The sequence below is a fragment of the uncultured Georgenia sp. genome (assembly GCF_937958535.1).
GTDB lineage: Bacteria > Actinomycetota > Actinomycetes > Actinomycetales > Actinomycetaceae > Oceanitalea.
This window is the reverse complement of the sequence record NZ_CALGNQ010000190.1, coordinates 1-12441: the sequence shown is the minus strand read 5'-3', so window position 1 is coordinate 12441 and position 12441 is coordinate 1. Positions and strand designations below refer to the sequence as shown.

The following is a 12441-nucleotide window of genomic DNA, read 5'->3' as shown; positions in this document are numbered from 1 at the left end:
AGATGCCGGTGAACACGCCCTGGTTCTCCTCGACCGTCGCCGCCCGCGCCTCGCCGGCGCAGCAGAGGCGACCGAGCGAAGAGTCGCCGAGCTCGACGAGCGCGAGGCAGCACTCGACCAGCGCGAGAACGAGATAGCCGAACAGGCGGCGGCGGTCGAGGAACGCGAAGCCGCGGTCGCGGCGACCGAGGACCGGATTGCCGAGACACAGATCCACAACGGCATCTGGACGGTCGGCGTCGACATCGAGGCCGGCACCTACCGGGTTGCCGAGGCCCTGACCGACCGGTGCTACTGGGCGATCCTGCGCACCGGCTCCAATGGTGGCGACATCATCGAGAACGACATCCCCAGTGGCGGCTTCCCCACCGTCACGCTCAGCGAGGGACAGGACTTCGAGAACAGCTGCGGCGTCTGGAACCAGCAGTGAAGGGCGGACGAGAGATGCTCAGGGTTGGTGCTCCCGTAGTGGCTGCGGTCGCCGTCGTCGCCGGATGCGCAGCGCCGACGGCGCAGATCCCGGACGTCACCGGTGAACCCGTGGCCGACGCTGTCGCCATGCTCGAGGACGCGGGTTTCGGCGTCGTCATCGTCGGTGGCCACGAGCTCGACGACGTCGTCGACTGGACCATCTCGTCCCACTCCCCGCAGGGGGAGGAACGCCCACGTGGCGAGACCATCCGGCTCAACGTCCACAGCGCGCTGGAAGCCGCCAGCAAGGCGTGTGACGCGGGCCGGATCGGCGACGACGGGCGCAGCCTCGTTCTCGACACCGCGGGGCAGGAGAGGGGCTCGGGCGACCTCACCCTGACCGACACGCTGTGCGTGCTCGAGGAGCTCGACGTCCCGGACGTCGTGCTCGACAAGATGGGTGCCACCCGCTCGCTGGACGGCCGCCAGGAGGACAGCTGGGGCGGCATCGAGGCGTCCTGGGCCTATCACCCCGACGATGGGCTGGACGTCATCCTCGAGCTGGAGTGAACGTGCGCAGCGCCCCGGGGCGGAAGGCCTCACGCCGCCTCGCTCAGGCCCGCCGCCAGCACCACGTGTGCCAGTGCCGCCGCTCCTCCAGCCCGCCGCCGAGCAGCGGCTCGTTCGGCCAGGCGACGACGTGCGAGGTGCCCGGGGCGATGAGTTGGTTGCACCCGGGGCAGCGGTAGGACTTCTCCCCGCCGCGCACCGTACGCACGGTGTAGGGCTCGCCGCCGGGGCCGGTCTCGGTGCGCGGGATGGCACCGATCCGCTCGGGGTCGAGGGGGACGTGCGGGTCGCCGTAGGGGCGTTTGCGTCCGCGCCGGGGCCGGGCCATCAGGGCACCGAGGGGGCGGGCCGGGCGTCGTCCGCCAGCGGTGGGAGCGCCGCTGCCTCCTCCACCCGGGGCAGGCGGCCGGTGCGGATGAGCTCGCGGTACCACAGCGCCGAGTCCTTCGGCGTGCGCGCCAGGGTGTCGGGCTCGACGCGGACCAGGCCGAAGCGCTTGGTGTACCCCTGGGCCCACTCGAAGTTGTCGAGGAAGGACCACGCGAGGTACCCGCGGACGTCGACACCGGCCTCGCGGGCACGCAGGACCGCGGCGATGTGCCCGTGGAGGTAGGCCACGCGGGCGGTGTCGTGCACCCGGCCGTCGGCGGAGACGGCGTCGTCGAAGGCGGCACCGTTCTCGGTGACCATGAGCGGCTGGTCGGGGTAGGCGTTGTCGAGGGCGAGGAGGAGCTCCTCCAGTGCCTGGGGCTCGATGTTCCAGCCCATCGCGGTGTGCGGCGGTGGCACCGCGACGAGCTCGACGTCCTCGACGCCGACCCAGGGGGAGGCGGCGGAGGTGCCGTGCCCGTCCGCGCGCGGGGCGGGTCCCTCCCCGGTCCACCGGCGCGCGAGCTGGGTGGAGTAGTAGTTCACCCCGAGGACGTCGATCCGCTGCCGGGTGGTCGTGAGGTCACCCGGGCGGACGAAGGACCAGTCGGTGAGGTGCGCGGTGTCGCGCAGCAGTCGCGTGGGGTAGCTGCCGTCGAGCAGCGGCCCGAGGAAGACGTGGTTGCCGACGGCGTCGATCTGGGCCACGGCCTCGAGGTCGGCGCCGGACTCGGGGTCCACCGGGCGGGTGACGTGGAGGTTGAGCGCCACCGAGACGGGTGTGTGGTCACCGAGCTCGGCGCGGATCGCCTGGCTCGCCAGCCCGTGGGCGAGGTTGAGGTGGTGGGCCGCGGCCAGCGCGGCACCCGGCTCGGTGCGGCCCGGTGCGTGGACGCCGGAGGCGTAGCCGAGGAACGCCGCGCACCACGGCTCGTTGACGGTCACCCACAGCGCGACCCGGTCACCGAGCTCGCGGGCCATGAGCCGGGCGTACTCGGCGAAGGCGTAGGCGGTGTCCCGCGCCGGCCATCCGCCGGCGTCCTCCAGCTCCTGGGGCAGGTCCCAGTGGTAGAGCGTGACGACCGGCGCGACCCCGCGGGCGCACAGCTCGTCGAGCAGGTCGCGGTAGAAGGCGACGCCCTCGGGGTTGAGCGGGCCGCGGCCGGCGGGCTGCACCCGCGGCCACGAGATCGACAGCCGGTAGGCCTGCACGCCCAGCGCCGACAGCAGCGCGACGTCCTGGCGCCACCGGTGGTAGTGGTCGGTGGCGACGTCACCGGTGTCCCCGCCGGCCACCCGTCCCGGGGTGTGGGCGAAGGTGTCCCAGATCGACGGCCCGCGGCCCCCTTCCCGGGCCGCGCCCTCGACCTGGTACGCGGAGGTCGCCATGCCCCAACGGAAGTCCTCCCACATCACACGCTCACCCCGTTCCGCACGACCTCGACGGGTCGCAGCTCGTTGTCGGTGACCAGGACGTCGGCCCGGCGACCCGTCTCGAGGGCGCCGACGGTGTCGTCCCCGAGGACGACGGCGGGCCCGGTGGCGGCCGCGTACACCGCGTCGACGAGGTCCACCCCGCCGGCGACGGTGGTGCGGACGACGTCGAGGAGGTGGGCGGTGCCCCCGGCGATCGCGCCGCCGTGGGTCAGCCGCGCGACACCGTCGGTGACGGTGACGGCGAGCGACCCGAGCTGGTAGGCGCCGTCGGCCATCCCCGCGGCCGCCATGGCGTCGGTGACGAGCACGACGTTCTCCCGGCCGACGAGCTCGAAGACGTTGCGGACGAACGACGGCGCGAGGTGCACCCCGTCGGCGATGAGCTCCAGCACGAGCCTGCCGTCACGGGCGGCGGCGAGGAACTCGGGGATCGGGCCCGGCTCGCGGTGGTGCATCGGGTTCATCCCGTTGCACAGGTGGGTGACGGTCGGACGCGTGGAGCGGGCGGCGGTCTCCTCCGCGAGCCACCGACCGGCCTCCGCGACTGCGGCGCGGGCCTGCTCGGCGTCGGCCACCGTGTGCCCGAACGAGGGCAGCGCGCCGCCGGTGACCAGGGCGCGGCTCACGCCGTCGGGCCCGGTCACGCCCCGCGCCTCGGGCGCGAGCGTCATCGTCACCGCGTGGCCACGGCTCAGCTCGAGCAGCTCACGGGTGAGTGCGGTGTCCGGCTCCTGGATCGCGGCGGGGTTCTGGGCGCCGCAGCGCTCGGCGGAGATGAACGGGCCCTCGAAGTGGATGCCGGCGATCTCCCCCGCCTCGGCGAGGTCGGCGAGCACCGCGGTGCGGGCGCGCAGCACGTCGGGCGGGGCGGTGACGAGCGAGGCGACGAGCGACGTCGTGCCGTGGCGCAGGTGCTCGGCGACGGCGGTGCGCACCGTGTCGGCGTCCTCGGCGTCGGGGATGCTCGCCCCTCCCCCGCCGTGGCAGTGCAGGTCGACCAGGCCGGGCAGGACGTACCCGTCCGTCCGCGGTGCCGCGGCCACGGCCTCACGCAGCTCGCCCGGCGCGCTCGCGGCCGTCCCGACCCACGTGATCCGGTCCCCCGCGTAGGCGACGACGCCGTCGTCCACGACGGCGGTGGGCGTGACGACACGGCCGCGCAGCACACGCGGTGGGGCTTGGCTCATGCTCCCCATTCTGCACGCCGACCAGGCGGACCCGGGGCGCCCGGGACCGCCGGCCCCCGGCGCCCGCTCAGAAGAGCCGGGACTCCGCGTCGTCCAGGCCGCGCATGGCGTTGTAGTCCAGCACCAGGCAGCGGATGCCGCGGTCCTCGGCCAGCACCCGGGCCTGCGGCTTGATCTCCTGGGCGGCGAAGACGCCCTGGACGGGGCTGAGGTGCGGGTCGCGGTTGAGCAGTTCGAGGTAGCGGGTGAGCTGTTCGACGCCGTCGATCTCCCCGCGCCGCTTGATCTCTACGGCCACCGCCCGCTCCTGCGGGTCGCGGGCGAGGATGTCCACCGGCCCGATCGCGGTGGGGTACTCCCGCCGCACGAGCCGGTGCCCCGGGCCGAGCAGCTCGATCTGCTCGGCGAGGAGCTCCTGGAGGTGGGCCTCCACGCCGTCCTTGACGAGGCCGGGGTCCACCCCGAGGTCGTAGGAGAAATCGTGGATGACCTCGTGGAGCCGCACGACGAGCCGGTCGTCGCTCTTGGTGTGCTGGACGGTCCAGACCTCCTGCACGCCGGCGGCGACGTCCTCGGCGTCGGGCTCGCTCACCTCCAGCCGGCACGGCGGGCTCATCCAGTTGAGCGGCTTGTAGGAGCCGCCGTCGGAGTGGACGAGGACCGAGCCGTCGGCCTTGACCATGAGCAGGCGGGTCGCCGGCGGGAGGTGGGCGTCGAGCCGGCCGCTGTAGTCGACCGAGCAGCGGGCGATGACGGTCCGCACGTGTGATCCCTCCTTGCAGCTGCCGGGCGGGCCGCTCAGGCGGCGCCGCGGTCCACGGGTGGGCTGGACTCGAGCCAGCTCGTCAGGCCCGCCAGGGCCGCCGGCTCGAGCGCCAGGTGGAACTCCTCACCGCGCACCCGGCAGGTGACCTCGACGGCGCCCCACGCGCTGCCGGGCAGCGCGCGGCGACGCGGGTCGATGACCAGCTCGGCGCGCTGCCACCGGGCCTCCGGCCCGACGCGCAGCGACACCATGCGGTACCAGTCGATGCGGTCCACCCCGTAGACGGCGACGCCGCTGGCCCACTCCTGGGACTCGGCGGCACGGAAGGCACAGTCGAACGACCCCACGACCCTGCTCAGCCCGCGCACCCGGAGGAACAGCCAGAGCCCGCCGAGCAGCGCGAGCAGGACGAGGACCCACAGCACCCACGCCCAGCCCACGGCAGCCCGGTCCTAGTAGTCGACAGCGGCTTCTGCGTGCTCCGCTCGCCGCTCGTCCTGCTCGTCGACGACGATCGTCACGGCGTCCTCGTCGAGCGACACGAACCCACCCTGGATCTCGACCGTCTCGCTGCCGCCACCCACCTGGGTGATGTGGACCTTCCCCGGTCGCAGCACGGCCAGGACCGGCTGGCGACCGGGGAGGATGCCCATGTCACCCTCGGCGGCGGGCACGCTGAGCGCGGACGCCTCCCCGCTCCACAGGGTCCGCTCCGGACCCACGATCTGGACCGTCAGTGCCACGCGTCAGGACTCCTTCTGGATCTTCGCCCAGTTGCGCTCGAGGTCCTCGATGCCACCGATGTTGAAGAACGCCTGCTCCGGCACGTGGTCGTACTCGCCGTCGGCGATCCGGCGGAACGCCTCGACGGTCTCGGCGACCGGCACGGTGGAGCCCTCGACACCGGTGAACTTCACCGCGGTGTAGGTGTTCTGCGAGAGGAACTGCTCGATGCGGCGGGCCCGCGCGACGGTGACCTTGTCCTCCTCGGACAGCTCGTCGACACCGAGGATCGCGATGATGTCCTGCAGCTCCTTGTTCTTCTGCAGGATCGACTTCACCCGGGTGGCGACCTCGTAGTGCTCCTGGCCCACGTACTGCGGGTCGAGGATGCGCGAGGTGGAGGCCAGCGGGTCCACCGCGGGGTACAGACCACGCGAGGCGATCTCACGCGAGAGCTCGGTGGTGGCGTCCAGGTGCGCGAAGGTCGTCGCCGGCGCCGGGTCGGTGTAGTCGTCGGCGGGCACGTAGATCGCCTGCAGGGAGGTGATCGAGTGGCCGCGCGTGGAGGTGATGCGCTCCTGGAGGATGCCCATCTCGTCGGCGAGGTTCGGCTGGTAGCCGACCGCGGAGGGCATGCGGCCCAGCAGCGTGGAGACCTCCGAGCCGGCCTGGGTGAAGCGGAAGATGTTGTCGATGAAGAGCAGCACCTCCTGCTTCTGGACGTCGCGGAAGTACTCCGCCATCGTCAGCGCGGAGAGCGCGACGCGCAGGCGGGTGCCCGGCGGCTCGTCCATCTGGCCGAAGACGAGGGCGGTCTTGTCGAAGACGCCCGCCTCCTCCATCTCGACGATGAGGTCGTTACCCTCACGGGTGCGCTCACCGACGCCGGCGAACACCGAGACACCGCCGTGGTCCTGCGCCACGCGCTGGATCATCTCCTGGATGAGGACGGTCTTGCCGACGCCCGCACCACCGAAGAGACCGATCTTGCCACCCTGGACGTAGGGGGTGAGGAGGTCGATGACCTTGATGCCCGTCTCGAACATCGTGGTCTTGGCCTCGAGCTCGTCGAACGCCGGGGGCTTGCGGTGGATCGGCCACCGCTCCTTGATCTCCAGGCGCTCGCCCTCCGCCAGGTTGAGCGGCTCACCGGTCACGGAGAACACGTTGCCCAGGGTGACGTCGCCGACCGGGACGGTGATCGGGCCGCCGGTGTCGCGCACCTCCATCCCGCGCACGAGGCCGTCGGTGGGCTTGAGGGCGACGGCGCGGACCAGGTTGTCGCCGAGGTGCTGGTTGACCTCGAAGGTCATCTCCAGGGTGCCCTCGCCCTGGCCGATGGTGGACTTGTCCACCGTGGCCACCAGCGCGTTGTAGATCGCAGGGATCTCGTCGGGCGCGAACTCGACGTCGATCGTCGGTCCGGTCACCCGGGCGATCCGGCCGATGCCGGGGGTGCCCGGCTGCTCGGTCTGGGAGTCGGTCGTCGTGGCAGTCATGTCAGCTTTCCTTCATCGTGCCGGCACTGGTGGTCTGGGAACGCACGGTCAGCTCGCCGCCAGTGCGTCGGCTCCCGAGACGATCTCGGTGAGCTCCTGGGTGATCTCGGCCTGACGCGCCGTGTTCGCCAGCCGGGTGTAGGTGCCGATGAGCTCCTCGGCGTTCTCCACGGCGGTGTGCATCGCCCGCTGCCGGCTGGCCAGCTCGGAGGCGGCCGCCTGGAGCAGCGCGTTGTAGATGCGGCTGCGCACGTAGAGCGGCAGCAGCTGGTCGAGCACGGCGTCGGCCGAGGGCTCGAACTCGTAGAGCGGCAGCGGCTTGGCGCCGGGCTCGGCGACGCCCTCGACCACCTCGAGCGGGAGCATCCGGCGGACGAACGGCTCCTGCTTGACCATCGAGACGAACTTGGTGAAGACGATGTGGAGCTCGGCGACACCGCCCTCGTCCGCCGGGGCCAGGAACGCCTTGAGCGCGACGTCGGCGATCTCGCGGGCGAGCGCGGCGTCGGGCTTGTCCGACTGGCCCTCCCAGCTCTTGACGACCCGGCGGCCACGGAAGGAGTAGAAGCCGATGCCGCGTCGTCCCACGACGTACAGGTCGACCTCCTTGCCCTCCTCCTCGGTCAGCCGCTCCATGAGCTGGTCGGCGGCGCGCAGGACGCTGGCGGTGTAGGAGCCGGCCATGCCGCGGTCGGCGGTGCACACGAGCACGGCGACGCGGTTGGTGTCGGTCCGCTCCTGCAGGAGGGGGTGGTCGGTCACCGCGTGCGAGGCGACGGCCGAGGTGGCCCGGGTCAGCGCGATGGCGTACGGGCTGGCCTTGGTGGCCTTGTCCCGGGCGCGCCCGATCCGCGAGGCGGCGATGAGCTCCATCGCGCGGAACATCTTCTTCAGCGTCTGCGTGGAACGGATCCGCTGCTTGTAGACGCGCTGCGAAGCCCCCATCGTCAGCCCCGCTTCTCGGCGACGATCTGCTCCTGCTCGCTCTCGACCAGCGGGTCCTCCTCGGGAGCGGCAGGCTCGGAGCTCAGCGGCTTGTCACCGGCGAGGAAGCCCTTGCGGAACTCCTCGACGCCCTTGCGCAGCGCCTCCTCGGTGTCGTCCTCGAGCTTGCCGGTGCCGGCGATGGTCTCGAGCACGTCGGTGTTGCGCCGCAGGTGGTCGAGCATCTCCCGCTCGAACCGGGCGATCTCGCTGGTCTCGACGTCGTCGAGGTAGCCGTTGGTGCCGGCCCAGATCGAGGCGACCTGGTCCTCGACGGCGTAGGGCGAGTACTGGGGCTGCTTGAGCAGCTCCATGAGCTTCTCGCCGCGGGTGAGCTGGGCGCGCGTCGTCGGGTCGAGGTCGGAGGCGAACATCGCGAAGGCCGCCATCGAGCGGTACTGGGCGAGGGTGATCTTCAGCGTGCCGGAGACCTTCTTCATCGCCTTGATCTGGGCGTCACCACCGACGCGCGACACCGAGATGCCGACGTCGACGGCGGGCCGCTGGTTGGCGTTGAAGAGGTCCGACTGGAGGAAGATCTGGCCGTCGGTGATCGAGATGACGTTCGTCGGGATGTAGGCCGACACGTCGTTGGCCTTGGTCTCGATGATCGGCAGACCCGTCATCGAGCCCGCCCCGAGCTCGTCGTTCAGCTTGGCGCAGCGCTCGAGCAGCCGGGAGTGCAGGTAGAAGACGTCACCCGGGTAGGCCTCACGGCCCGGCGGGCGGCGCAGCAGCAGGGAGACCGCACGGTAGGCCTCGGCCTGCTTGGACAGGTCGTCGAAGACGATGAGGACGTGCTTGCCCTGGTACATCCAGTGCTGGCCGATGGCCGAGCCGGTGTAGGGCGCGATGTACTTGAAGCCCGCGGGGTCGGAGGCGGGCGAGGCCACGATGGTGGTGTACTCCATCGCTCCGGCCTCTTCCAGCGCGGCGCGCACACCGGCGATGGTGGAGCCCTTCTGGCCCACCGCGACGTAGATGCAGCGCACCTGCTTGCTCGGGTCGCCGGACTCCCAGTTCGCCTTCTGGTTGAGGATGGTGTCGACGGCGATGGCGGTCTTGCCGGTGCCGCGGTCGCCGATGATGAGCTGGCGCTGGCCACGGCCGATCGGGATCATCGAGTCGATCGCCTTGATGCCGGTCTGGAGCGGCTCGTGCACGCTCTTGCGCATCATGACGCCGGGCGCCTGGAGCTCCAGGGCGCGGGTGCCCTCGGCCTCGATCGGGCCCAGCCCGTCGATGGGCTTGCCCGTCGGGTCGATGACGCGACCGAGGAAGTTGTCGCCGACGGGGGTGGAGAGCACCTCACCCGTGCGGCGGACCGTCTGGCCCTCCTCGATCCCAGTGAACTCGCCGAGGACGATGACACCGATCTCGCGCACGTCGAGGTTCAGGGCCAGGCCCAGGGTTCCGTCCTCGAAGCGCAGCAGCTCGTTCGCCATCGTGCCGGGCAGGCCCTCGACACGCGCGATGCCGTCACCGGCGACGGTGACGCGACCGACCTCCTCTCCCACCGCCTCGGAGGGCTGGTAGGAGTCGACGAAGCTGTCCAGCGCCGCCCTGATCTCCTCGGGCTTGATCGTCAGCTCGGCCATTGCAGTTCCTTCTCCTTGGCGACCCGGTGGTCGCGGTATGTCAGTGGTGCGGTCTGGGGGTCAGCCGGTGAACCGGCGTCGGGCTTCCTGGATGCGGGAGAGCATGGTCCCGTCGATGACCTCGGCGCCCACCTGGATGCGCATCCCGCCCAGGACGGCGGGGTCGACCCCGACGTTCACCTGGACGGCGCGGCCGTAGGTCCGCTCGAGGATCCGGGCCAGGCGCGCCTCCTGCTCCTGGGTCAGCGGCGAGGCCGCCGTGACGTTGGCGACCAGGCGGTCGCGTCGGGCGGCCGCGAGCTCACCGAGGTAGTGGAGCGCGGCGCTGAGCGAGCCGGCGCGCGGTGCCTGGATGACCCGCCGGACGAGCTGGCGGGTCTCCTCCTGGGAGCGGTCGGCCAGGAGCGAGTCGAGAAGGTCGGCCCGTCGCTGCGGGTCGATGTCGCGCTCGGCGAGCTTGGAACGCAGCTCACGGCTGGAGGCGAGCAGCCGCTCGACGCGGAAGAGCTCCTCCTCCACCTCCAGCAGCGCGTCCCTCGACTGCGCGGCGGCGAGCACCGAGATGATGCCGAGCTCGTCGACCGCGGCGCCGAGGTCCTCCTCCTCCGACCACCGGGAGCGGACCATGCCGCCGAGCAGGTCGACCACGAGGGGGTCGACCTTCCCGTCGAACAGGGCGCCCACGAGGCGGGCCTTGTCGTCACCGGAGCGGGCCGGGTCGGTGAGGGCCCGCCGCAGCGAGCCGGAGCTCGCGAGCGTGTCGGCGACCTCGAACAGCTGGCTGCCGAGCTCACGCCCGCGCTCGCCCGCGTCGCGGAGCGATGCCTCCCACCGCTCGGTCGCCGCCGCCAGCGCGGCCTGGCTGCTCGCTCGCATCACGCCTCCGTCGTCTCCCCGACCCTCTGCTGGGCCTGGTCGGTCTGCGCCTCGAGGTCGTCGAGGAAGCGGTCGATCACCCGCTGGCGCCGCTCGTCGTCGGCGAGGGACTCCCCGACGATGCGCTCGGCGAGGGCGGTGGCCAGCACGCCGAGGTCGGTGCGCAGGGACGCGGCCGCCTGCTGGCGCTCGGCCTCGATGTGGCGCTTGGCGCTCTCCAGGATGCGGTCGGCCTCGGCCTGGGCCTTGGCCTTGACGTCGGCGGCGATCGCCTTGGCGTCCTCCTGGGCCTGTTCCCGGACCTTGGCCGCCTCGACCCGGGCCTCGGTGAGCTCGCGTTCGATGTCGGCACGCAGGGCCTCGGCCTCGGCGCGGGCGCGCTCACCGGCCTGGAGGCCGCCCTCGATCTTCTCGGTCCGCTCGTCGAGGATGCGGGTGAAGGCCGGCACGACCTTCTTCGCGAAGACGAAGCCGATGATCGCGATGCAGACCAGGGACCAGACGATGTCGTAGGTCGCGGGCAGCAGGGGGTTCTGATCGCCCCCCTCCGCTGCCTGAACCAGAGCGGTGACCATCATCAGCCGAACACGAACCCGGCGGCGAAGCCGATCAGACCGAGCGCCTCGACCAGGGCGGCACCGATGAACATGTTGATGCGGAGCGGACCAGCCACCTCGGGCTGACGGGCCGTGGCCTCCTGGGTCTTGGCGACGAGCAGGCCCAGACCGATACCGGGGCCGATCGTCGCGAGGCCGTATCCGATGGTGGCGATGTTGCCGGCGATCTCCACAGGGTGTTCCTTCCGTTGGTGTACCGGGCCCGCGCCCGGCACGTCTCGTGGTGACTCTGTCGGGGTGACGGAGCCGGGGTCAGGTCAGTGTGCGGTGTCCTCGGACAGCTGGATGTACACCGCGGTCAGCAGGGTGAAGATGAAGGCCTGCAGCGCGGCGACGAAGATCTCGAACAAGGTGAAGGCGAAGCCTGCCGCGAAGGTCACGGTGCCCAGCGCCTTCATCGCGCCCGCCGCCTCGAAGAAGAGGTAGTGGGTGGCCCCGAAGCACAGGACGAGCAGCAGGTGCCCCACGAGCATGTTGGCCAGCAGACGGATGGTCAGCGTGAGCGGCCGCAGGATGAAGGTCGAGAGGAACTCGATGGGCGTCAGGATGACGTAGAGGAGCTTCGGCACCCCCGTCGGGAAGAGGGAGGACTTGAGGAAGCCTCCCGCTCCCTGCGCCCGCACGCCGGCGGCGATGAACCCGACGTAGGCGATGACCGCGAAGATCAGCGGCACGCCGATGACGGAGGAGCCGGCGATGTTGAGGAGCGGGACGATGCCGGTGATGTTCATCGCGAAGACGCCGAAGAAGATCACCGTGAGCAGCGCGGTGGCGCGGCGCCCGCTCTCCTTGCCGAGCACCTCCTCGGCGATGTTCACCCGGACGAAGTCGAGGGCCATCTCGGCGGCGCCCTGGGCGCGGCCCGGGACGAGCCGGGCGCGGCGGGCGGCGAGCCAGAACACGGCGACGAGCACGATCGTGGCGACGATGCGCACGAGCATGATCCGGTTGAGCTCGAACGGCGTGCCTTCGAAGAGGAACGCGGGCGGGAAGAACTCGCCCTGCAGTGTCGGGGCGTGGAAGCCCCCACCCTCATCCGCAGCGGTGGACACGCCGGCGGCCAGGGTCAGGAGGGACGCAGCGGCAGACAGGACGAACCCCCAGGTTTGGTCGTGTGGTGTGCGGATCGAACCGCGTCGGGATCGGGGCAAGCCTAACGTATCCGCGGAGCGCCCCGGACCACCGGCCTGGACGCCGAGAACTGGCCGCCCGCCCGGGTCTGCGGGGTCACCGGGCGGTCCGCCGGCGGGACGAGGCCGTGGCCTCCGGGGCCCTCCGGGCGGGACGAGCGAGCTGCCCGGGCGCCGCCTCTGCCGGGACGGCGCGACGCCGACGCGGGGGTCGTGGGCCGGCTACGGGCGGGCCACCCCCTGTCACGGGTCACGCGTCCGTGGGCGGCTACGG

The 12441-nt window shown here is 71.7% G+C and carries 14 protein-coding genes and 1 pseudogene; 2 read left to right on the top strand and 13 right to left on the bottom strand.

Annotated elements, in window-relative coordinates; translation table 11 throughout:
* Positions 1-430: pseudogene (locus Q0195_RS10055) on the top strand (hypothetical protein); the annotation flags it as partial.
* A 38-nt stretch (positions 431-468) separates the two neighbouring features.
* Complete coding sequence (locus Q0195_RS10050) at positions 469-981, top strand: PASTA domain-containing protein (protein WP_299277845.1); 513 nt, start codon at positions 469-471, stop codon at positions 979-981.
* A gap of 43 nt (positions 982-1024) precedes the next feature.
* On the opposite strand, the gene Q0195_RS10045 is transcribed toward Q0195_RS10050, so the two are convergent.
* The 13 genes from Q0195_RS10045 to atpB all read right to left on the bottom strand — a co-directional run bounded on the left by Q0195_RS10045 (position 1025) and on the right by atpB (position 12089).
* Entirely contained in the window at positions 1025-1309 is a 285-nt protein-coding gene (locus Q0195_RS10045) for a hypothetical protein (protein ID WP_299277843.1), read from the bottom strand.
* Positions 1309-2763, bottom strand: a complete 1455-nt coding sequence (locus Q0195_RS10040) for a GH1 family beta-glucosidase (RefSeq protein ID WP_299277850.1) — start codon at positions 2761-2763, stop codon at positions 1309-1311. The genes Q0195_RS10045 and Q0195_RS10040 overlap by 1 nt, the downstream gene beginning before the upstream one ends.
* Positions 2763-3974 carry an amidohydrolase family protein gene (locus tag Q0195_RS10035; protein WP_299277840.1) on the bottom strand — a complete coding sequence of 404 codons (1212 nt, stop codon included), beginning with the start codon at positions 3972-3974 and terminating at the stop codon, positions 2763-2765. Before Q0195_RS10035 ends, Q0195_RS10040 begins: the two co-directional genes overlap by 1 nt.
* Positions 3975-4041: 67 nt before the next feature.
* Positions 4042-4737: an endonuclease NucS gene (gene nucS, locus Q0195_RS10030; RefSeq protein ID WP_299277837.1), complete on the bottom strand. Its 696-nt coding sequence runs from the start codon at positions 4735-4737 to the stop codon at positions 4042-4044.
* A 35-nt stretch (positions 4738-4772) separates the two neighbouring features.
* Positions 4773-5180, bottom strand: coding sequence for a DUF2550 domain-containing protein (locus tag Q0195_RS10025; RefSeq protein WP_299277835.1), 408 nt, complete (start codon positions 5178-5180; stop codon positions 4773-4775).
* Between the two features lie 12 nt (positions 5181-5192).
* Entirely contained in the window at positions 5193-5483 is a 291-nt protein-coding gene (locus Q0195_RS10020) for a F0F1 ATP synthase subunit epsilon (RefSeq protein ID WP_299277833.1), read from the bottom strand.
* Between the two features lie 3 nt (positions 5484-5486).
* Complete coding sequence (gene atpD / locus Q0195_RS10015) at positions 5487-6962, bottom strand: F0F1 ATP synthase subunit beta (RefSeq protein ID WP_299277830.1); 1476 nt, start codon at positions 6960-6962, stop codon at positions 5487-5489.
* A 48-nt stretch (positions 6963-7010) separates the two neighbouring features.
* Positions 7011-7907: a F0F1 ATP synthase subunit gamma gene (locus Q0195_RS10010; protein WP_299277827.1), complete on the bottom strand. Its 897-nt coding sequence runs from the start codon at positions 7905-7907 to the stop codon at positions 7011-7013.
* A 2-nt stretch (positions 7908-7909) separates the two neighbouring features.
* Positions 7910-9544: a F0F1 ATP synthase subunit alpha gene (gene atpA, locus Q0195_RS10005; protein ID WP_299277824.1), complete on the bottom strand. Its 1635-nt coding sequence runs from the start codon at positions 9542-9544 to the stop codon at positions 7910-7912.
* 60 nt (positions 9545-9604) lie between these two features.
* Entirely contained in the window at positions 9605-10420 is an 816-nt protein-coding gene (locus Q0195_RS10000; protein ID WP_299277792.1) for a F0F1 ATP synthase subunit delta, read from the bottom strand.
* The gene (locus tag Q0195_RS09995; protein ID WP_366518092.1) at positions 10420-10998 is read right to left on the bottom strand and encodes a F0F1 ATP synthase subunit B; all 579 of its coding nucleotides are present in this window, start codon (positions 10996-10998) and stop codon (positions 10420-10422) included. Before Q0195_RS09995 ends, Q0195_RS10000 begins: the two co-directional genes overlap by 1 nt.
* Entirely contained in the window at positions 10998-11210 is a 213-nt protein-coding gene (atpE, locus tag Q0195_RS09990; protein ID WP_299277789.1) for an ATP synthase F0 subunit C, read from the bottom strand. Before atpE ends, Q0195_RS09995 begins: the two co-directional genes overlap by 1 nt.
* 84 nt (positions 11211-11294) lie before the next feature.
* Entirely contained in the window at positions 11295-12089 is a 795-nt protein-coding gene (gene atpB, locus Q0195_RS09985; protein WP_299277786.1) for a F0F1 ATP synthase subunit A, read from the bottom strand.
* Positions 12090-12441 lie beyond the last annotated feature (352 nt).